Annotated in this window: 19 protein-coding genes; 6 read left to right on the top strand and 13 right to left on the bottom strand. The window is 61.5% G+C overall.

Translation table 11 applies throughout. The annotated features are described in order from the left end of the window. Positions 1 to 172 precede the first annotated feature (172 nt). Complete coding sequence (locus LPB73_RS22840; protein ID WP_231081227.1) at positions 173 to 643, bottom strand: DUF1801 domain-containing protein; 471 nt, start codon at positions 641 to 643, stop codon at positions 173 to 175. A gap of 47 nt (positions 644 to 690) precedes the next feature. Then, complete coding sequence (lepA, locus tag LPB73_RS22835; RefSeq protein WP_089262869.1) at positions 691 to 2,496, bottom strand: translation elongation factor 4; 1,806 nt, start codon at positions 2,494 to 2,496, stop codon at positions 691 to 693. 126 nt (positions 2,497 to 2,622) lie between these two features. Here lepA and LPB73_RS22830 point away from each other — a divergent pair, with 126 nt between their 5' ends. Further along, positions 2,623 to 4,254, top strand: coding sequence for a glycosyltransferase family 39 protein (locus LPB73_RS22830; protein ID WP_231078296.1), 1,632 nt, complete (start codon positions 2,623 to 2,625; stop codon positions 4,252 to 4,254). A gap of 33 nt (positions 4,255 to 4,287) precedes the next feature. On the opposite strand, the gene LPB73_RS22825 is transcribed toward LPB73_RS22830, so the two are convergent. The 5 genes from LPB73_RS22825 to LPB73_RS22805 form a co-directional block, all read right to left on the bottom strand. Next, positions 4,288 to 4,590, bottom strand: coding sequence for an HPr family phosphocarrier protein (locus LPB73_RS22825; RefSeq protein WP_231078294.1), 303 nt, complete (start codon positions 4,588 to 4,590; stop codon positions 4,288 to 4,290). After that, positions 4,587 to 4,988, bottom strand: a complete 402-nt coding sequence (locus tag LPB73_RS22820) for a PTS sugar transporter subunit IIA (protein ID WP_068733893.1) — start codon at positions 4,986 to 4,988, stop codon at positions 4,587 to 4,589. Before LPB73_RS22820 ends, LPB73_RS22825 begins: the two co-directional genes overlap by 4 nt. A 131-nt stretch (positions 4,989 to 5,119) precedes the next feature. After that, positions 5,120 to 5,584: an HPr kinase/phosphorylase gene (locus LPB73_RS22815; RefSeq protein WP_374725710.1), complete on the bottom strand. Its 465-nt coding sequence runs from the start codon at positions 5,582 to 5,584 to the stop codon at positions 5,120 to 5,122. A 56-nt stretch (positions 5,585 to 5,640) separates the two neighbouring features. After that, positions 5,641 to 7,446, bottom strand: a complete 1,806-nt coding sequence (locus tag LPB73_RS22810) for a sensor histidine kinase (RefSeq protein ID WP_231081226.1) — start codon at positions 7,444 to 7,446, stop codon at positions 5,641 to 5,643. Between the two features lie 135 nt (positions 7,447 to 7,581). Next, positions 7,582 to 8,283 carry a response regulator transcription factor gene (locus LPB73_RS22805; RefSeq protein ID WP_068733897.1) on the bottom strand — a complete coding sequence of 234 codons (702 nt, stop codon included), beginning with the start codon at positions 8,281 to 8,283 and terminating at the stop codon, positions 7,582 to 7,584. Between the two features lie 215 nt (positions 8,284 to 8,498). Between LPB73_RS22805 and LPB73_RS22800 the strand changes: the two genes are divergently transcribed. From LPB73_RS22800 to LPB73_RS22790, 3 genes are all read left to right on the top strand, one after another. Next, positions 8,499 to 9,236, top strand: a complete 738-nt coding sequence (locus LPB73_RS22800) for a HugZ family protein (RefSeq protein ID WP_231078293.1) — start codon at positions 8,499 to 8,501, stop codon at positions 9,234 to 9,236. 183 nt (positions 9,237 to 9,419) lie between these two features. Next, complete coding sequence (locus LPB73_RS22795; RefSeq protein ID WP_093759852.1) at positions 9,420 to 11,033, top strand: phosphoenolpyruvate carboxykinase; 1,614 nt, start codon at positions 9,420 to 9,422, stop codon at positions 11,031 to 11,033. Positions 11,034 to 11,214: 181 nt separating this feature from the next. Beyond that, positions 11,215 to 11,652, top strand: coding sequence for an EamA family transporter (locus tag LPB73_RS22790; protein ID WP_231078292.1), 438 nt, complete (start codon positions 11,215 to 11,217; stop codon positions 11,650 to 11,652). Between the two features lie 12 nt (positions 11,653 to 11,664). Here LPB73_RS22790 and LPB73_RS22785 read toward each other — a convergent pair whose 3' ends face one another. Continuing rightward, positions 11,665 to 14,196 (bottom strand): glycogen/starch/alpha-glucan phosphorylase, encoded by a 2,532-nt coding sequence (locus LPB73_RS22785; RefSeq protein WP_374725709.1) that lies wholly within the window; start codon positions 14,194 to 14,196, stop codon positions 11,665 to 11,667. Positions 14,197 to 14,426: 230 nt separating this feature from the next. Between LPB73_RS22785 and LPB73_RS22780 the strand changes: the two genes are divergently transcribed. Continuing rightward, a complete protein-coding gene (locus LPB73_RS22780) occupies positions 14,427 to 14,858 on the top strand; it encodes a hypothetical protein (protein ID WP_089262853.1) in 432 nt (143 codons plus the stop codon). A gap of 1 nt (position 14,859) precedes the next feature. Here LPB73_RS22780 and LPB73_RS22775 read toward each other — a convergent pair whose 3' ends face one another. From LPB73_RS22775 to pyrE, 3 genes are all read right to left on the bottom strand, one after another. Continuing rightward, a complete protein-coding gene (locus LPB73_RS22775; protein WP_414716819.1) occupies positions 14,860 to 15,681 on the bottom strand; it encodes a DUF2865 domain-containing protein in 822 nt (273 codons plus the stop codon). Between the two features lie 100 nt (positions 15,682 to 15,781). Next, positions 15,782 to 17,146 (bottom strand): sodium:proton antiporter, encoded by a 1,365-nt coding sequence (locus LPB73_RS22770; protein WP_231081224.1) that lies wholly within the window; start codon positions 17,144 to 17,146, stop codon positions 15,782 to 15,784. Between the two features lie 115 nt (positions 17,147 to 17,261). Then, positions 17,262 to 17,825 carry an orotate phosphoribosyltransferase gene (gene pyrE / locus LPB73_RS22765; protein WP_231078288.1) on the bottom strand — a complete coding sequence of 188 codons (564 nt, stop codon included), beginning with the start codon at positions 17,823 to 17,825 and terminating at the stop codon, positions 17,262 to 17,264. A gap of 175 nt (positions 17,826 to 18,000) precedes the next feature. Here pyrE and LPB73_RS22760 point away from each other — a divergent pair, with 175 nt between their 5' ends. Further along, complete coding sequence (locus tag LPB73_RS22760) at positions 18,001 to 18,627, top strand: glutathione S-transferase family protein (RefSeq protein WP_231078287.1); 627 nt, start codon at positions 18,001 to 18,003, stop codon at positions 18,625 to 18,627. A 219-nt stretch (positions 18,628 to 18,846) separates the two neighbouring features. Here LPB73_RS22760 and LPB73_RS22755 read toward each other — a convergent pair whose 3' ends face one another. Both LPB73_RS22755 and LPB73_RS22750 read right to left on the bottom strand, forming a co-directional pair. Continuing rightward, a complete protein-coding gene (locus tag LPB73_RS22755) occupies positions 18,847 to 19,482 on the bottom strand; it encodes a LysE family translocator (protein ID WP_089262849.1) in 636 nt (211 codons plus the stop codon). A gap of 172 nt (positions 19,483 to 19,654) precedes the next feature. Then, positions 19,655 to 19,942, bottom strand: a complete 288-nt coding sequence (locus LPB73_RS22750; protein WP_231078286.1) for a GIY-YIG nuclease family protein — start codon at positions 19,940 to 19,942, stop codon at positions 19,655 to 19,657. Positions 19,943 to 19,976 lie beyond the last annotated feature (34 nt).

The following is a 19,976-nucleotide window of genomic DNA, read 5'->3' as shown; positions in this document are numbered from 1 at the left end:
TCGGCGTCGTGGGACGCAGCATGAGGGGCGAAGGGCGGGGAGGCAATAGCGGTCGTGGGGGATGTTTGGTCGCAGAAATCTGCCGCATTGCGGCGGGCGGAAAATTGTGCCGGCGGAATCCGTTCATTCACGGCGCTGTTCGTTCCCGGACGACAGCCAGTTGTCGCCGCGCTCATTCAGCCTGAGATGACCTCGCTGAAGGCCTGCGCTTGCGGAGATGATAGGTCAGCGCCAGTCCGACGCAGTGACTCAGAGCTTGTTCCGGCACGGGATCATCGACGTGCAGCACGATGCTGCGGTTGCCTTCGAAGCTTAGCTCCGTTGGATACAATTCACGAAAGGTCGCGACCAGATCGGTCTGGCAGTGAAAGAACAGCGCGTACTGCTCTGTGGCTCCCATGCGATCAAGCCGGATGGTGCTGCCGCTTTTCGTCTCGCTTGTCAGATAGCTGGGCTGATTCCACTTGAGGGTCTCCTGCAGCGGACCGACGCCATCGATTCCCGCGGCGGTCCCGAAGATCAGTTGCCGGAGGACCATGAGCCGCGCCTTGAAGGGCGGCGGATGCTGGTCGAATGCTGCTTTGACGGTCGGATCGGAAAAACCGGAGGGGTGTTGCTGGGCCGCTTTGCTCAACTTCCGCATCGCTGCCACGTGGTGCCCCTCCTGTCAGATCTGCAAGTGATATGCCCTCAGCTATCGACCTTCAGCGCCGCGATAAACGCTTCCTGCGGGATGTCGACCTTGCCGAACTGCCGCATCTTCTTCTTGCCTTCCTTCTGCTTCTCCAGAAGTTTGCGCTTGCGGCTGATATCACCGCCATAGCACTTCGCGGTCACGTCCTTGCGCAGCGCGCGGACGGTTTCGCGGGCAATCACCTTGCCGCCGATCGCCGCCTGGATCGGAATGACGAACATGTGTGGTGGGATCAGTTCTTTCATCTTCTCGACCATGGCGCGGCCGCGGCCTTCGGCGCGGGTGCGATGCACCAGCATCGACAGCGCGTCGACCGGCTCGGCATTGACCAGGATCTGCATCTTGACGAGATCGGCGGCCTTGTAGTCGGTCAGATGATAGTCGAACGAGGCGTAGCCCTTCGAGATCGACTTCAGGCGATCGTAGAAATCGAACACCACTTCGTTGAGCGGCAGCTCGTATTTCACCATCGCGCGGGCGCCGACGTAAGTAAGTTCTTTCTGATTGCCGCGGCGTTCCTGACAGAGCTTCAGCACGCTGCCAAGATATTCGTCGGGCGTCAGGATCGTGGCTTCGATCCACGGCTCCTGGATCTCGGCGATCTTCACCACATCCGGCATGTCGATCGGATTGTGGATCTCGATCTCCTCGCCGTCGGTGAGATGCATCTTGTAGATCACTGACGGTGCGGTCGCGATCAGGTTGAGATCGAATTCGCGGCTCAGGCGCTCCTGGATGATTTCCAGATGCAGCAGGCCGAGGAAGCCGCAGCGGAAGCCGAAGCCCAGTGCAGCCGAGGTTTCCATTTCGAAGGAGAACGACGCGTCGTTCAGCCGCAGCTTGCCCATCGCGGCGCGCAGCGTCTCGAAGTCGTCGGCATCGACCGGGAACAACCCGCAGAACACCACGGGGATGGCGGGCTTGAAGCCCGGCAGCATCTCGGTGACCGGCTTGCGATCGTCGGTGATGGTGTCGCCGACGCGGGTGTCCGCGACTTCCTTGATGGCGGCCGTAATGAAGCCGATCTCGCCGGGACCGAGTTCGTCCACATTGACCATCTTCGGCGTGAAGTAGCCGACGCGCTCGACATCATAGGCGGCGTTGGTGCCCATCATGCGGACGCGCTGGCCCTTCTTCATGACGCCGTCGACGACGCGGATGAGGACGACGACGCCGAGATAAACGTCGTACCAGCTATCGACCAACAGCGCCTTCAGCGTGGCGTCGCGGTCACCCTTCGGCGGCGGCAGCCGGTGCACGATGGCTTCCAGCACGTCAGGCACGCCCAGACCTGTTTTTGCCGAGATCATCAATGCGTCCGAGGCGTCGATGCCGATGACGTCCTCGATCTGCTTCTTCACCTGCTCGGGTTCTGCCGCGGGCAGATCGACCTTGTTGAGGATCGGCACGATTTCGAGATTGGCGTCGAGTGCGTGATAGACGTTGGCCAGCGTCTGCGCTTCCACGCCCTGCGAGGCGTCGACCACCAGCAGTGCGCCTTCGCAGGCCGCCAGCGACCGCGAGACCTCGTAGGCGAAGTCGACGTGGCCGGGCGTGTCCATCAGGTTGAAGATGTAATCCTTGCCGTCCTTGGCCTTGTAATGCAGGCGGACGGTCTGCGCCTTGATGGTGATGCCGCGCTCGCGCTCGATATCCATCGAATCGAGCACCTGCTCCTTCATCTCGCGCGCCTGCAACCCGCCGGTGATCTGGATCAGGCGATCGGCCAGCGTCGATTTGCCATGGTCGATATGGGCGACGATGGAGAAGTTGCGGACGTTCGAAATCGGGGAGGTTGTCATGCGCGCGGGATAGCATTCAGGCCCCGATGCGGCAACCTTAATGCGGGTTTCGGCCTGATTCCCGGCCCTGTTTCCGTCACGGCATCCTGATTTTACTCCGGCCCGAAACACGCTAGGCAGGGGCCCATGAGTACAATCGCTTCCTCTACCCCCGCCAAACGCCGGGGCTTGCTGTCGATCGGCCGCCGCGGCGCTGCGCGGCTCGTTGCCTGGGCGTGTGATCCGCAATTGAGCGTCCTGCTGGTGCTCGGCTTCACGATCGCCCATGTGGTGCTGTGGACCGCGATCCTGACCCAGGTAAAGGCGGCGCAGGACATCCATTTCGACGTCTCCGAGGGCTATGCCTGGGGGCAGAAGTTCCTGATGGGCTACGGCAAGCATCCGCCGCTGTCGGGCTGGATCTCGGGCGTCTGGTTCAAATTTTTCCCGCCGGTGGACTGGGCGACCTATCTGCTCGCCATGGTCACGGTCGGCATCGGAATGATCCTTTGCTGGGCGATTGCGCTGCGCGTGGTCGATCGGCGCCGTGCCTTTTTCGTGCTGCTGATGGTCGCGATCTATCCGATCTTCAATTTCAAGGGCTTCAAATACAATCCGGACCTGCTGCAGCTGGTAACTTTGCCGCTGGTGGTGCTGGCCTATTTGCACGCGTTCGAGAAGCGCTCGATTCGCTCCGGTGTATTGCTTGGCCTCGCCGCTGCGCTGGCGCTGATGACCAAATACTGGGTGGTGACGATGATCGGCGCCATCGGTCTGGCCGCGCTGATCCATCCGCAGCGGATGCTGTTCCTGCGCTCGCCGGCACCATGGATCGCCATCGCGACGATGGCGGCGGCGATGATTCCGCATCTCGACTGGGTGCGGCAGGTGGAATACGCGCCGTTTCGTTACGCCGGCAATACCTATGCGATCTCGTCACGCTGGGAGAGCCTGCAGCTGGCGTGGGGTTATGTCGGCCACAATGTCGCGCTGCTGCTGTTGCCGCTGGGTCTGGCCGCTGCGGTGCTGGCCTGGGGCCCACGCTGGTGGGCGTTGGTGGCGCGCGATCCCCGCGCATTCGTCAGGCGGCCATGGTCACTGACGACCAATCCCGGTGTCTGCAAGGATCAGGCCCTGAATATCTGGCTGATCCAGGCCATCGTCGCCGTCGGCCCGCCCATCGGCGCGCTGTTGTTTGACATCTACATCAAGACGGATTGGGGCATCTCGCTGTTCTTCCTGGTGCCGCTGGCAGTGATCGCGATTCCATCGCTGAAGGTGGCGCGGGTCGCACTGGTACGGCTCGCCGCGATCTGGCTCGTGCTGTCGCTGGTCACGCTCGCCGCCGCACCGCAGATCGCCATCGCGTCACTGCCGCGCGATGCCAACGGCAATTTCGCCCACATCTCCTATTCGCAGCTCGCGCGTGAACTCACCGAGGTCTGGCACAAGCGCTTCCACACGCGCTGGAGCGAGGTCGTGGGCTTCGTCGATGTCGCCGAGCAGATGACGTTCTACAGTCCCGATCATCCGCTGCCGCTGACGCCTTACGAGCCGTGGCCGTCAGGCGTGACGTCGATGGCCGAAGCGAAGCGTAACGGCTTCATCGGAATCTGCATGGTCGGTGACTGGAAATTCGATCGCTGCGAAGCGTGGATGAAGGACAATCTCCCGAATGCCGAACGCATCGTGATGTCGACGCGACGCTTCTTCAAGGGCAATGTCGGCACGACCACGCGGTGGAATGTCTATGTGGTGGCGCCTGGAGCGATGAAATAGCCGCTCGCTGACGAAGCAGCTTTTGGCGAACCGCTACTCTTCGCCGAACTTGTTGGTCACAAGCTCGGTGATCGCATCCAGCGCCGCTTGAGCTTCGGCGCCTTTGGCAGTGACCATGATGCTGGTCCCGGGTCCGGCGGACAGCATCATCAGGCCCATGATGGATGTACCGCCAACGGTCTCGCCGTTGCGTGTCACCGTGACGTCGGCATTGAAGCGTTCGACCATCTGCACGAATTTGGCAGAGGCGCGCGCATGAAGGCCACGCTTGTTGGTAATCGGAATCTCGCGGGAGACGCTGCCGGACACCGTCGTATCGTCAGGGCTGTCGTTCATTTGCCGGCGAGAACGCGGCTGGCGATGGTGACGTATTTGCGGCCGGCTTCCTGTGCCATGGCGATCGCATCGGGCAGTGTGCGCTCTTCGCGCACCTTTGCGAGCTTGACCAGCATGGGCAGGTTGATACCGGCGAGAACCTCGACCTTCGGCCGGCTCATGCAGGAGATCGCCAGATTCGATGGCGTGCCGCCGAACATATCAGTGAGGATGGCAACGCCATCGCCACTGTCGACGCGATTGACCGCTTCGATAATGTCGCTGCGACACAAATCGGAATCGTCTTCGGCGCCGATCGTCACGGCTTCAATTTGTTTTTGCGGACCCATTACGTGCTCAAGCGCCGCCTTAAACTCGTCGGCAAGGCGCCCATGGGTCACAAGTACTAGACCAATCATCGGAAACTCCTCGTGGGTGCTTTTGGTGCACCGCACGAAAGGGCCACTTTGACCATCCAGAGCCCCTATGCAAGAGGGCTCTTCGCGAATCTCCCTTAAATTGCACGGATGCGGCGGGAAGTAGCGCGGGTCTATTCGGTGGCGATAGTGGGACTAATATGGTTACCAATTCCCTTCGAGCAATCGTCCAAAGGTCGCACTGCGGCTAAACCATCGTTTGTAATAAGCGCGGCTACGACCAATGGTAGTGGTGAAAAGCCTGTCCCGACCGGGATTCGGGGCAATTCGACGCCCTCCAGTGTGGTTTTGAGCGCTTCCGGCTCTGGCAGGCGCGCAGCGTCGGTGGCGGCGAGATCGACCACCAGCCCGACGATGGCGCCGGTAGCGCAGTCCAGACGCCGGATTCCGAGCCCCCTGACCTCAAGCAGCCCGACCAATTCGGGCGCCGGCCGTACCCACAGTTTTCCATCCCTGACATCCAGATGCACCCGGTCGTCGCCGACCAGCATGGCCTCGGGAAGCTGTCCGCTCTGAGCGGCGAGGATCAGGTCGAATACCAGCCGCGATTTTCCGGAACCGGACGGCCCCCGGATCAGGACCGCGCGCTCATCGACCAGTACGGCGGAGGCATGGATGCTTTTGCCATCCGCGCTCATGTGGCCGGCAACCGTACCACGAAGCGCGCACCCAGCACCGGGATCTCGCCGTCGGCATTGGCCGGGCCGATGCGGTTCTCCGCCCAGATCGTACCGCTATGGGCTTCGACGATCTGTTTGGAGATCGACAGGCCCAGACCGGAATTCTGGCCAAAGCCCTGATGCGGGCGGTCGGTGTAAAAGCGTTCGAAGATCCGTTCGAGTGCATCCAGTCCGATGCCGGGGCCGTCGTCATCGACGACGATCTCGATCTTGCCTTTCAGGCGACGGCAGACGATCCGCACCTTGCCGCCCGGCGTCGAGAACGACTGCGCATTGGTGACGAGATTGGTGATGACCTGACCGAGGCGGGAATCGTGGCCCGGCACTGAAAAGGCGTCGGTGGCAGCGCCTTCGAAGCGGACTTCAACGCCGACGTCATGACCGAGCTTGGTTTCGTTGGCGACCGAGGTCAGCGTGGTCAGCAACCGTCGGACATCGACGGGCGCTGTGTCGTTGCGCTGCAGTTCGGCATCGAGACGGCTGGCGTCGGAAATATCCGAGATCAACCGGTCAAGCCGGCGCACGTCGTGTTCGATCACTGCGAGCAGGCGGCCGCGGCTGTTGTCGTTCTTCGCCAGCGGGAGTGTTTCCACGGCGGAGCGCAGCGAGGTCAAAGGATTCTTGAGCTCGTGGGAGACGTCGGCCGCGAACATCTCGATCGCCTCGATGCGGTTATAAAGCGCATCGGTCATGTCGCGCAGCGCGCCGGAGAGATGGCCGATCTCGTCGCGGCGGCGCGTAAAATCCGGGATCTCGACACGCGTGCGGATGCGGCGACGAACGCGTTCGGCGCTGTCGGCAAGACGTCGCACCGGACCTGCGATGGTCGATGCCAGCAGCAGGGACAGCACGATCATCACCACGGCCGCGACCGCAAAGACTTTCAGAATTGCTAGACGTTCGGCGGTCACCATCTGATCGATGTCGTCGCCCTGGGTCGACAGCATCAGCGAACCATGCACGGCGCGGAAGCGCTGCACTGGTACGGCGACCGAGACGATGACTTCGCCCCGTTCGTTGATGCGCACCATGCTGCTCTTCAGACCGTCGAGCGACTGTTGCACTTCCTGATAGCCGTTGCCGTTTTCCGGACCAAGTTCGCGATACAGCGGAAGGTCGCCGCGATTGAGCCAGGTTCGGACCGCGATCATTGTGCGTTCGGCAAAGCCGGGCTTTTCGGTGGTCGGGGGCGGCAGTTCGAAACGCAGCACATCGCCGCGACCATAAAGGCTGCGGCTGTCGAGGATCAGCACGCCATCGCGGTCGTAAATGCGCGCACGAGTCTTGGTCGGCGAAATCAGCCGCCGCAGCACCGGCGCAACGCGTTCGGGATTGATCGGGAAATCGAGGCCGGAGAGTTCGTCCGGCACGCCATAGGTTTCACCGGGCTTGAGATCGAGCAAGCGGTCGGGGTCGATCGTGATCGTATTGGTTTCGACGGTTGCCGAAGCGGCAATGGCGCTGGCGATGATTTCGGCCTGCACCAGCAAGCTCTGCGCACGCGCGTCGATCAGGCCGGCGCGAAACTGCGAGAGATAGAGAATACTGGCGACCAGGGCGCAGAGGCCGGCGAGGTTGAGCGAGACGATGCGGCGCGTCAGACTCGAAAAGGTCAGTGCAACGAAGAACTGCCGGGCACGGCGGAGCCAGTCGAGCGGGCGCTGCCAGCCGCGACGGGTGCGATCGGTATCGCCGCCTGCCGCATGCGGCGACGTGCCGTCGGCGTCCAGGCTTTCATCAGGCTGCGTACGATCCAGCAATGCCAAAACTGCCCGGTTGTTGTCGATATCTGCGATGCGCCACGCGGCGCGCATTGTTGCGTGTGCGGATGCGCATTCTAGCGCAGCACGGCTGAGCCGTCAGGCCCCAACCGTGCCGCGGGAACCTTCTACAGATCAGGTTTCCTTGAAGCGATAACCGACGCCGTACAGCGTCTCGATCATCTCGAAGTCGTCGTCGACGACCTTGAACTTCTTGCGCAGGCGCTTGATGTGGCTGTCGATGGTGCGATCGTCGACATAGACCTGATCGTCATAGGCCGCATCCATCAGCGCGTTGCGGCTCTTCACCACACCCGGGCGCGTCGCCAGCGCCTGCAGGATCAGGAATTCGGTGACGGTCAGCGTGACCGGCTCGTTCTTCCAAGTGCAGGTGTGACGTTCCGGATCCATCCGCAGCAAACCGCGATCGAGCGCCTTGGCGTCGGTCTCCTTCGGAGCGGCAGTCGGGTCCTTCGGCGCGGCGCGGCGCAGCACGGCCTTGACGCGCTCGACCAGCAGACGCTGCGAGAACGGTTTGCGGATGAAATCGTCGGCGCCCATTTTCAGGCCGAACAGCTCGTCGATCTCCTCGTCCTTCGACGTCAGGAAGATCACCGGCAGATCGGACTTCTGGCGCAGACGGCGCAGTGTCTCCATGCCGTCCATGCGAGGCATCTTGATATCGAGGATTGCGAGGTCCGGCTGGCTCGTGCGGAAGCCATCGAGTGCGGAAGCACCATCCGTATAGGTCATGATGCGGTAGCCCTCGGCTTCCAGCGCGATCGATACGGATGTGAGAATGTTACGGTCGTCGTCGACCAGTGCGATAGTTGGCATGAGCCTGCTTTCCGAAGCGGGATGGGCTATCCGGCAGAATTCAACAATCCGCCGTATGAGGTGGCCTTAAGAACACAGTCAACGAGCAATGCAAGCTGGGCTGAAGTGTGGCCGAGTTCCCTGAACGCTTGAATGACGCGTGGGTTCCGTAGATGTATAGACCTCCCGGGGAAGAAGAAATAGCCACTTTTTGCAATGAAATACGGGATTTAACCATGCAGCCGACCCCTGATTTCGACCCCTCGCGCGTCACCCGGTCGCTGTTGCGGCGCAGTCGGCAGGGGGCGCTTGCCACCCTGGCCGTCGGTTCCGGCGATCCTTATTGTGCGCTGGCCAATGTCGCCAGCCACCCGGACGGGTCGCCGATTCTCCTGATTTCCCGGCTGGCGCTGCATACCCGCAATATTCTGGCGGATGCCCGCGTCTCGCTGATGCTGGATGAGCGGGCGCCCGGGGACCCCCTGGAGGGCTCACGCATCATGCTCGGAGGTATCGCGCAGGAGGCCAGCGACTGCGAAAGATCGCTGCTGCGCCGGCGCTATCTCAGCGTCCATCCATCCGCGCAAGTCTTTGTGGATTTTAAGGATTTTTCGTTCTTCCGGATCAAGCCGAAGAGTGCCCATCTGGTGGCCGGCTTTGGCCGCATTAACGACCTGAAGCCAGAGCAATTTCTGACCGATCTCACCGATGCCGAAGGCATGCTCGAGGCCGAGGAGGGCGCCGTTGCTCATATGAACGCCGATCATCTCGACGCGCTCAATCTCTATGCAACCAAGCTTCTCCACGCGGACGCAGGCGACTGGCGGTGCACCGGATGCGATCCGGATGGCATGGACCTGCAGAACGGCGCGACGGTGATCCGGCTGGACTTTCCGCGGCGGATTGTCACTCCGGGTGCATTGCGGCAAGTCCTGAAGGAACTCGCAGAGCAGGCCCGCGCTTTGAAGAATTGAGCGGTATCAAGTGCCGTGCTGGAATAAACCAAATATGCGGACAGCAGCTTGGCATTTCACATCTTCGTCACTATTAGATCGCCGGGTTACGGCCTCGGTGGTTATAATGACGGCTACCGCTGCTGACGTGCGATTGAAGACAGTTGCACAGGTCGGATATGCGGACTCAAGGAGGAATATTCCGTGCAAGAGACGGGCGTACGCAACGGTGCCTATGGCGCCGACAAATTCGGACTGAAAAATCTCAAAGCGGTGAACTGGAATCTCGGCGCGCCGCAGCTTTACGAATATTCGCTGCGTAACGGCGAAGCCGAATTGTCGTCCGATGGCGCGCTCTGTGCTGACACGGGTGAATTCACCGGCCGCAGCCCGAAGGACAAGTTCACCGTCAAGGACGCTTCCACCGAACAGATGTGGTGGGCTGGCAATCAGGCGATCACGCCGGAGCAGTTCGAAGCGCTCTATATCGATTTCAAGAAGCACGCCGAAGGCATGACCCTGTTCGCGCAGGACCTTTATGGCGGCGCCGATCCGAGTTTTCAGATCAAGACCCGCGTGTTCACCGAACTCGCATGGCACTCCCTGTTCATCCGCACGCTGCTGATCCGTCCGGAAGCCGCTGCGTTGAAGGACTTCGTGCCTGAACTCACCATCATCGACCTGCCGAGCTTCAAGGCCGATCCCAAACGTCACGGCTGCCGCTCGGAAAACGTCGTGGCCATCGATTTCGCCCGCAAGATCGTCCTGATCGGCGGGTCTTATTATGCCGGCGAAATGAAGAAGTCGGTCTTCACTACGCTGAACTACTATCTGCCTGCCAAGGGCGTGTTGCCGATGCATTGCTCGGCCAATGTCGGCCCCGACGGCGACAGCGCGATCTTCTTCGGCCTGTCGGGCACCGGCAAGACCACGCTCTCGGCCGATCCGAAGCGCACGCTGATCGGCGACGACGAGCATGGTTGGGGCAAGGACGGTATCTTCAATTTCGAAGGCGGCTGCTACGCCAAGACCATCAAACTCTCCGAAGAAGCCGAGCCCGCGATCTATGCGGCGAGCAAGCGCTTCGGTGCGGTGCTGGAAAACGTCGTGCTCGACGCCAATACCCGCCTGCCGGATTTCGACGATGGCTCGAAGACCGAGAACACCCGTTCCGCCTATCCGCTCGACTTCATCCCGAATGCCTCGCGCACCGGCCGCGCGCCGCAGCCGAAGAACGTGGTGATGCTCGCCGCCGACGCGTTTGGCGTGCTGCCGCCGATCGCCAAGCTGACTCCGGCGCAGGCGATGTATCACTTCCTGTCCGGCTACACCGCCAAGGTCGCCGGCACCGAGCGCGGTCTCGGCAACGATCCGGAGCCGGAATTCTCGACCTGCTTCGGCTCGCCTTTCCTGCCGCTCGATCCCTCGGTCTATGGCAACATGCTGCGCGACCTGATCGCCAAGCACAATGTCGACTGCTGGCTGGTCAATACCGGCTGGACAGGTGGCAAGTACGGCGTCGGCTCGCGCATGCCGATCAAGGTGACCCGCGCGCTGCTGACCGCCGCGCTGAACGGCTCGCTGCGCAACGTGGAATTCCGCACCGATAAGTATTTCGGCTTCGCGGTCCCGACCGCGCTGGATGGCGTGCCGTCGGAAATCCTCAATCCGGTAAACACCTGGAAGGATAAGGCCGAGTTCGATGCCACCGCGCGCAAGCTGGTCGGTATGTTCCAGAAGAACTTCGCCAAGTTCGAAGCGCAGGTCGATGCGGATGTCCGCGCCGCTGCGCCGGATGTGAAGCTGGCCGCGGAGTAATTCGCTGCAGCGATTATGAATGCGAAAGGGCGGCCGCAAGGCCGCCCTTTTTGTTTGATGGACAAAATTTAAGGCCATCCTCGGGCAAGGAGTGATGCAGTCCAGTGTTACAAGCGAAGATGGGATTGTCGCCGCGAGGGCCGCTTGCCATGACAGCTAAGAGTTTGAGGGCTGCTTCGATATGAAAAACGTCATGCTCACCTGGCCGTTCTGGGCGCTGCTGTCCGCGGGCTTTGCGGCGCTCACGGCGATCTTCGCCAAGGTCGGCATCGAGAACGTCAATTCCGATTTTGCCACTTTCATCCGTACCATCGTTATCCTGCTGTCCGCGGGCATGATGGTCTATGTCACCGGCAACTGGCAGTCGCCGTCCAATGTATCAGCGAAGACGTGGGTGTTTCTGGTGCTGTCTGGTTTCGCGACTGGAGCATCGTGGATCTGCTACTTCCGCGCGCTGAAACTTGGCAATGCCGCGCAGGTGGCGCCGATCGACAAGCTCAGTGTGGTGTTCGTGGCGGTGTTTGCCGTGTTGTTTCTTGGCGAGAAATTGTCGCTGCCGAACTGGCTCGGCGTCATCCTGATCGCCTGCGGCGCGGTGCTCGTTGCGTATCGCGCGTGAGCACCGTCGCGCTTACGTTGCCTTTCGTGCCTGCAGACTCGGTGTGCCCGGCAGATCGCCAGCAACCGGCACGCCCCAGATATCATCGGCATATTCGCGGATGGTGCGGTCTGACGAGAACCATCCCATCCGGGCGGTGTTGAGAATCGCAGCGCGGCTCCAGGCTGAGCCGGCCCTCCACCGCGTGTCGATGCCGCGCTGGGCTTCGTAATAGGAGTCGAAGTCGGCCGAGACCACATAGTGATCGAGGTGGCGCAGCGCGTGGCCGACGGAAGCATAGCGGCCGGGATCATCCGGCGAGAATGCGCCGGTCTCGATCGCCTGGATCGCGCGGCCGAGATTGGGCGACTTGTTGATGACGTCAGAGGCATCCAGGCCCTTGGCACGGCGCTCGACAACTTCGGCGGCGGTCATACCGAAGATCGCGATATTCTCCGGGCCGACATTGTCGCGGATTTCGATATTGGCGCCGTCCAGCGTGCCGATGGTCAGCGCGCCGTTCAGCGAGAGTTTCATATTGCCGGTGCCGGAGGCTTCCATGCCGGCGGTGGAGATCTGCTCGGACAGATCGGCCGCGGGAATGATGACTTCCGCTAGGCTGACATTGTAGTCAGGCAGGAACGCGACCTTCAACTTGCCGCCGATCGTCGTATCGTTGTTGACGGTCTCGGCGACGTCATTGATGAGGCGGATGATCAGCTTGGCGTAACGATAGCTCGCCGCCGCCTTGCCGGCGAAAATCTTGACGCGCGGCACCCAGTCCTTGCTGGGCTCGTCCTTGATCGCCTGATACAGCGCGACTGTTTCAATGAGGTTGAGCAATTGTCGCTTGTATTCGTGGATGCGCTTGATCTGCACGTCGAACAGCGCCGAGGGATCGGCCTGTACGCCGAGCTTCTCGCCAATCACGCGCGCGAGCGCGAGCTTGTTGTGATGTTTGACCTTGCGGAATTCTTGCTGGAACGCGGCATCGCCGGCAAAAGCCTCGAGCTTGATGAGCCGCGTGGGATCGTCGAGCACGGCTTCGCCGCAAGTGGCGCGCAACAGGTCGGTGAGCTTCGGATTGGCCAGCATCAGCCAGCGGCGGAAAGTAATGCCGTTGGTCTTGTTGGTGATGCGACCGGGATAGAGCTGGTTGAGATCGTGGAACACGGTCTCCTTCATCAGCTCCGAATGCATCGCCGAGACGCCGTTGATGCGGTGCGAGCCGATGAAAGCGAGATTGCCCATGCGCACGCGCCGACCTGACGTCTCGTCGATGATCGAGACCGAAGCGCGATAGGCGGTGTCGCCGGGGCGCGTCGCATCGGCGCGGTCGAGATGCGCTTCGTTGATGCGGTAGATGATTTCGAGATGCCGCGGCAGCAGACGCTGGAACAGTTCGACCGGCCAGGTCTCCAGCGCTTCGGGCAGCAGCGTGTGGTTGGTATAGGACAAGGTCGCGTTGGTGATCTGCCAGGCGGCATCCCAGCGCATATTGTGCTGATCGACCAGGATGCGCATCAGCTCGGCGATGGCCAGGCTCGGATGCGTGTCGTTCATCTGCACCGCCGCCTTGTTGGCGAGGCCACGCAGATTGCCGTCGGAATGGAGGTGACGCTTCACCAGATCCTGCAGCGAGGCGGAGACGAAGAAGTATTCCTGGCGCAGACGCAATTCGCGGCCGGCGGCGCTCTCGTCGTTCGGATAGAGGAATTTGCAGATCGCTTCGGCGCGCGCCTGCTCGGCGCTGGCGCTGACATAGTCGCCGGTGTTGAAGACGTCGAGCCGCAGCGGATCCGGCGCGCGCGCCGACCACAGCCGCAGCGCGTTCACATGTTGGCCGCGCCAGCCGACGATGGGCGTGTCATAGGCAACGGCCTCGACGGTCTCGCCGGGATGCCAGATGACCTGCTTGCGGCCCTTGCCGTCCTCGACGGTCTCGATGCTGCCACCGAAATAGACGTTATACGTGACTTCCCGCCGCGGTAGTTCCCACGGATTGCCAAAGCCGAGCCACTCGTCGGGATATTCCTGCTGCACGCCGTGCGAGATGACCTGACGGAACAGGCCGAAGTTGTAGCGGATGCCGTAGCCAAAAGCTGGAATGCCGAGCGTTGCCATGCTCTCCATGAAGCAAGCGGCGAGGCGGCCGAGGCCGCCATTGCCGAGCGCTGCATCGGGCTCGCATTTGCGGAGTTCGTCGAGGCCGACACCAAGATCGCCGAGCGCGGCTTCGAACAGCGGCAGCAGGCCCATATTGTTCAGCGCATCGGTGAACAGGCGGCCGATCAGGAATTCCAGCGAGAGGTAATAGACCCGCTTGCGGCCGGCGTCGTAGCTCTCTTTGTCCGAGCTCAGCCAGCGATGCACCATGCGGTCGCGCAGCGTCAGGGCGGCAGCCTTGTACCAGTCGTGCTTGGTGGCGAATGCGGCTTCCTTGCCGATTGCCAGCCTCAACTTGACGAGGATAGCGCTCTTGATGTCGGCAAGCGCCAGTTCATCGACAGCCGTATTCTCGGGCTGGAATTTTGCTGGGACTGATAGATCTGACAAACCGGCCATCCTGAGCTGTGTCACTGACCAAAATCATACGCGCATTTGGCTGCTCCCGGAACCCGTGGGGGTGGCGAGCTTTTGCCATGGAGCTGCCCGGGATTTGGGCAGGCACGCGAGAACCGAATTTATAAAAATTGGAACAAATTAAGAACAAATTAGTAAGCTATTGATATTCCGAGGTGATTCGTTTCCTTCGCCTACAATATCTATGGTCTGTTCAAGCTCGCGAGGACTAGATGTCCACCATTGCCTTCGATCAGTTTGCTCTCACCCGCATAGCCGACTTTGCGCGGTCGCTGTCGCGGCTGCATTTGATGGCGCGCCGGCATCCGATCGATGACGATCAGATCGATCGCGAGTTCAACACCGTTTGCCTCTCGGTCTGGGGCTATACGACGGACGACATCAGCGATGACCTGTTCTCGCTGGAAGATCACGCCTGGCTCGATCAGCTCGACGAGGCGCATGCGCGGATTTTCGCCGCGGAACAGGGCTACGACCTCGTCGACGACCACGGCATGCTGACGGACTGGTGGGGCTATTGCTGGATGATTCTCGCCGAGAAGCGCGGATTGCTGACGCCGGAGAATCGCGCTGCGGCGCGTGCCGAGATCGAAGAGAAGTATCTCTCGGCGCCGAACGTGATCGGCGTCATCGTCGGGCGATGATCTACTGAAGCTCGGCGCGCTTGGCACGGGCCGTTGGCGCGCTCTTCGGCACGACGGTCGTAGCAGCAGCCGGCGCTGCATCACGCGCGGCTTCGGACATGGGCGCTTCGTCGGTGATCATTTCTGCAGAGACCGGTGCCACCTTCATCTCGCCGAGCCGGGCACGGACATCCGAGGTCAGGCCGGGATAATTCGCCACCGGCGTGAATTCCGCGGTCTGGGTGTTGCCGGTACGGACGCCCGAGAAAGCGACGAGACCGTTGGTCGTCGCGATCACATCGCCGGGACGCAGCGATGTATCGAGCGTCAGATCGACCGGCGCGAGGCCGGAGGGATCGCGGCCGTTGCAGGTGCAGTCGGCCTTCAGCGCCTTGCGATAGGCGAAGGCGTTTTCCAGATCGTTGTAACGCTCACCGGTGCTCGATGATGCGTTCTCGATGCTGCTGCCGAACAGGACCTTGGTGGTCGCCGCCGGGCAGAATGCCTGGCACATCTGCGCCGGGCTCATGCCGCGACCTAGCGGAAAATACTTGCCGTCGCAGGTGCGCACGCAGAAGGCGGGACCGGAGCCGCCGATAGATGCGCTGCGCTGGGGCGGCGGCGCTTCGGCCGGCGTGTTGAGGCCGAACGGATCGGAGAAGAAATTGCTCTCCGGCGCGGGCGCGCCGCGGCGCTGTTGCTGTTTCTGCGGCTGGCCGCCGCCGAACAGGAAGTCGAAGAAATTTTGCGCAGATGCCATCTGCGGGGTCAGTGCGACGAGACTCATCGCCGTCAGCAGCACCAGGGGACGCACGACACGCGAGGATGTTCGATTGTGACGCAACGCCAGCTCCGCGACCGCATGTCAGTGCCCGAGCGAAAACGCTCCGGTGCGGTGTCATGTTAGGGCGTCATGGTAAATGAATGGTAACCAGCGCGGCGCGCTAGATGAAAAACACCCATGTCATCACCAGGAAGACCGGGATCAGCACCGCACCCGACCACAGGATGTAACCGAAGAAGCTTGGCATTTTTATGCCCGCGTCGCGGGCAATGGCATAGACCATGAAATTCGGCGCGTTGCCGATATAGGTGTTGGCGCCCATGAACACTGCGCCTGCTGAAATCGCCGCCAGCGTCGCCGCGCCCGATGCCATCAATGTCTTGGCGTCACCGCCGGTGAGTTCGAAGAACACCAGATAGGTTGGCGCATTGTCGAGGAACGACGACAGGATGCCGGTCAGCCAGAAATAAGCGGCATTGTTCGGCGTACCGTCGGCATGGCTGACGAGCGCCACCAGCGGCGCAAACGGGCCATTGGCGCCAGCCTGCAGCATGGCCATGACCGGCACGATGCAAATGAAAATGCCGGCGAACAGCAGTGCGACTTCCTCGATCGGCCCCCATTTGAAATCGTTCGCCTTGCGGTGCTCGGTCTTTGTCAGCCACAGCGACGCAAATGTCACCAGCACGAAGGTCACGTCGCGCAGCAAATCCTGCAATGCAAGCGGCGTGCCGAGTACGGTGAAAGTGATGCCGGGCTTCCAGCTTGCACTCATCAGGATTGCGCCGATGATCACGACCAGCAGCAGCAGGTTGATCTTACCATGGAGATGCAGTGGCGAATCCGGCGTCGGATCTTTCTTCGCAGGCAGATTGCCTTCGCGGTGATGCAGCCAGACATCGAGCACCATGAAGATCGCCAGCACGATGCCGGCCGCGAACAGCGTTTCCGGAAAAATGTGCACCGTGGTCCAGAAGAAATCGACGCCGCGGAGGAAGCCGAGGAAGAGTGGGGGGTCGCCGAGTGGTGAGAGCGAGCCGCCGATATTCGAGACGAGGAAGATGAAGAACACCACCACGTGGACGTTAGTGCGACGATCGTCATTGGCGCGGATCAGCGGCCGGATCAGGATCATCGACGCGCCGGTGGTGCCGACGACGCTGGCGATCAGCGTGCCGAAGCCCAGCAGCGCCGTATTGGTGAACACGCTGTCATGCAGGTTGCCCTCGACATAGATTCCGCCGGCCACGGTGAACAGCGCCAGCAGTAGCAGAATGAACGGCAGATATTCGAGCAGCACGGTGTAGGAGAGCGTGTGCACCACGGTCGTTGCATCAGTCACGAAGAACAGCGGCACGATCACCAACGTGGCCCAGAACGCGGCGAATTTGCCGTAATGGTGCTCCCACAGATGATGATAGAGCACCGGCCCCGTGGCGATGCAGAGCAGGATGCCGGCAAATGGTAATGCCCACAGCAGCGACAGCCTGGTGCCATCGAGGCCGCCCTCGGCTGCATGCGCCATGTCGGGCGCAAGCGTGACAATGAGGAGCAAAGCAGCGAGGGCGATGAAGCGAAGCAAAAGGTGACCTTTCACTGCATCCTTGCGCGCATTGTGCGCGAACGGAGCCGATGAAGGATCAACCCTTCAGAAATTCGCCGGCCTTGTAAAGCGAGCGAAACGCCACGCCGGCCTTGGCAAAGGTCTCGGCTGCGCCTTCGTCGCGGTCCACCATGGTGAAGACCAGCACGACTTCGCCGCCGGCCTCGCGCACGGCTTCGAGCGCCTTCACGGCAGAGCCACCAGTGGTGGTGACGTCCTCGACGATGACGATGCGCTTACCCTCCAGCGTCTCGCCCTTGGCGAGGCCTTCCACAGCGAGGCGCGCGCCATGTTCCTTCGGCTTCTTGCGGACGAAGAAGGCCGCGATCGGATGGTTCTTCAGCCAGGAGAGCTGCGCCAGCGCGCCGGCCAGCGGTACGGCGCCCATTTCGAGGCCGCCGACATAATCGAGATTGTCGTCGCGCAGCGCGTCGTAGGTCAGCTCAGCCAGCAGGGCCGCGCCTTCCGGGTGGCACATCGTGGGTTTCAGGTTGAAATAGAAATTGCTCTTGCGGCCCGAAGCCAGCGTGATCTCGCCGTAACCGAACGAACGGTCGCGGATGATCTCGAACAGGCGGGCGCGGGCGGCTGATTTGGTCAATGGCATGTCTCTGTTGAAACGGTCTCTGTGCTGAACCGGGCGCAATCTATCGGCGCTTTCCGGCACATTCCAGACTGGCACGGGCCTCGTCAACACTCTCGGGCCGTTTTACCGCCCATCGTGACGATGCTACAGACCGGGCAACAAGATCGGGCAAGACCGGAAGAGGAATCGCATGACTATCGAGCTGCACACCTGGAATACGCCGAATGGCCGCAAGATCTCCGTCGCACTGGAGGAAATGGGCCTACCTTACAAGGTCTTCCCGGTGCATATCGGCAAGGGCGAGCAGATGAAGCCCGAATTCCTGAAAATCAGCCCGAACAACAAGATCCCGGCCATCGTCGATCCCGACGGGCCGGATGGCAAGCCGGTCAGCGTGTTCGAATCCGGCGCCATCCTGCTCTATCTCGGCGAAAAGACCGGCAAATTCCTGCCGAAATCTCTCGGCGAGCGGATTCCGGTGCTGGAATGGCTGATGTGGCAGATGGGGGGCTTCGGTCCGATGCCCGGCCAGGTGCATCATTTCATCGCGCTGGAAGATGAGACCCAGCGGGCCTATGGGCTGAAGCGCTATTCCGATGAGACGCGCCGGCTCTATGGCGTGCTGGATCGTCGCTTGGCCGACCACAAATTCGTCGCCGGCGCGCTGTCGGTGGCCGATTTCGCCGTCCTCGGCTGGGCCTGGCGCCATGAGCGCCACAAGGTGTCGTTCGCCGATTTCCCGAATGTCGGCCGCTGGTACGACACGCTGATGGCGCGGCCCGGCGTGAAGCGCGGCATGGAGGCGAAGCTGGATTGAGGTCGGCTCCCTCTCCCCGCCCTTTGCGGGGAGAGGGCTGGGGTGAGGGGCATGGCGCTGACGTCACAACGTCCGTGCTACTCGCGTATTACGCAACGCGTGGTTCGACTTTCCGATCCGATAGACTGTTCGTGAGGCAGGCCCGGTGTCCTGCCCCTCACCCGCGCGCAAAGGTGGGCGCGACCTCTCCCCGCAAAGAGCGGGGCGAGGTTAGGAAGATCACGCCTTCCGCGTTTCCAGCGCCATCCGCACGGCGAGGCCGGCCAGCACCGTGCCCATCAGCCAGCGCTGCAGCTTGAGCCAGGTCGGTCGTTCGCCGAGAAACAGCGCGATCGACCCGGCGCCGAGCGCGATCAGTCCGTTGACGCCGACGCTGATGATGGTCTGCGTCGATCCCAGCACCAGCGACTGCGTCAGCACGCTGCCCGCCGTGGGATCGATGAATTGCGGCAGCAGCGCCAGATACAGCATCGCGATCTTCGGATTGAGCAGATTGGTCACGAAGCCCATGACGAACAGTTTGCGTGGGCTGTCGATCGCCAGCTTCTTGACCTGGAACGGCGAGCGTCCGTTCGGCTTCAGCGCCTGCCATGCCAGCCACAGCAGATAGGCTGCGCCTGCAAGACGCAGCGCGTCATAGGCATAGGGCACCGCGAACAGCAGCGCCGTGATGCCGAAGGCCGCGCACAGCATGTAGAAGATGAAGCCCAGTGCCACACCGCCGAGCGACACCATGCCGGCCGCAGGCCCCTGCGTGATCGAGCGCGAGATCAGATAGATCATGTTCGGTCCCGGCGTCAGCACCATGCCGAGCGAGACGAGGGCAAAACCGAGCAGGGATGTGAGATGGGGCATGGGACCATTCGCTGGCTGGGAATGGTCGTTGTTTAGCCCATGGGATGGCGTCGAACCATTTCAGATTCGGCATCGCAGATAGTCGAAATCGTTTGTGAATCTCACTGGGCTGGTAAGCGGATGTGCCCACAGGTGTCATGGCCGGGCTTGACCCGGCCATCCATCGTCCGCGTCAGCGGACTATATCATGCCACAAGTCGCGCCAATCCGGATTCATCGACCGGATCAGATCGATTTTCCACTCACGCGACCAGTGCTTGATGTTCTTCTCGCGCTGGATCGCGATGGTGATCGAATCGTGCTGCTCGAAATAGACAAGGCGCGTGACGTCGTACTTTTTCGTAAAGCCTGGCGCCAGTTTTTCACGGTGTTCGTAGATGCGGCGAATGAGATCATTGGTCACGCCCACATAGAGCGTTCCACCCAGCTTGCTTGCCAGAATGTAGACCCAATAACTCATGCGAAGATGATGGATTGCCGGGTCAAGCCCGGCA

The organism is Tardiphaga sp. 37S4, from assembly GCF_021044645.1.
GTDB classification, from domain to species: domain Bacteria; phylum Pseudomonadota; class Alphaproteobacteria; order Rhizobiales; family Xanthobacteraceae; genus Tardiphaga; species Tardiphaga robiniae.
Note: the sequence above shows the minus strand (reverse complement) of the source record. Positions and strands in the feature narration are given on the sequence as shown.

Coding starts and splice junctions, on each gene's coding strand:
- LPB73_RS22760 (WP_231078287.1), top strand. CDS start 18,001: ATGACTATCGAGCTGCACACCTGGAATACGCCGAATGGCCGCAAGATC.
- LPB73_RS22840 (WP_231081227.1), bottom strand. CDS start 643: ATGCGGAAGTTGAGCAAAGCGGCCCAGCAACACCCCTCCGGTTTTTCC.
- LPB73_RS22770 (WP_231081224.1), bottom strand. CDS start 17,146: ATGGCGCATGCAGCCGAGGGCGGCCTCGATGGCACCAGGCTGTCGCTG.
- LPB73_RS22805 (WP_068733897.1), bottom strand. CDS start 8,283: ATGCCAACTATCGCACTGGTCGACGACGACCGTAACATTCTCACATCC.
- LPB73_RS22820 (WP_068733893.1), bottom strand. CDS start 4,988: ATGATTGGTCTAGTACTTGTGACCCATGGGCGCCTTGCCGACGAGTTT.
- LPB73_RS22830 (WP_231078296.1), top strand. CDS start 2,623: ATGAGTACAATCGCTTCCTCTACCCCCGCCAAACGCCGGGGCTTGCTG.
- LPB73_RS22790 (WP_231078292.1), top strand. CDS start 11,215: ATGAAAAACGTCATGCTCACCTGGCCGTTCTGGGCGCTGCTGTCCGCG.
- LPB73_RS22780 (WP_089262853.1), top strand. CDS start 14,427: ATGTCCACCATTGCCTTCGATCAGTTTGCTCTCACCCGCATAGCCGAC.
- lepA (WP_089262869.1), bottom strand. CDS start 2,496: ATGACAACCTCCCCGATTTCGAACGTCCGCAACTTCTCCATCGTCGCC.
- LPB73_RS22800 (WP_231078293.1), top strand. CDS start 8,499: ATGCAGCCGACCCCTGATTTCGACCCCTCGCGCGTCACCCGGTCGCTG.
- LPB73_RS22755 (WP_089262849.1), bottom strand. CDS start 19,482: ATGCCCCATCTCACATCCCTGCTCGGTTTTGCCCTCGTCTCGCTCGGC.
- LPB73_RS22750 (WP_231078286.1), bottom strand. CDS start 19,942: ATGAGTTATTGGGTCTACATTCTGGCAAGCAAGCTGGGTGGAACGCTC.
- LPB73_RS22825 (WP_231078294.1), bottom strand. CDS start 4,590: ATGAACGACAGCCCTGACGATACGACGGTGTCCGGCAGCGTCTCCCGC.
- LPB73_RS22785 (WP_374725709.1), bottom strand. CDS start 14,196: ATGGCCGGTTTGTCAGATCTATCAGTCCCAGCAAAATTCCAGCCCGAG.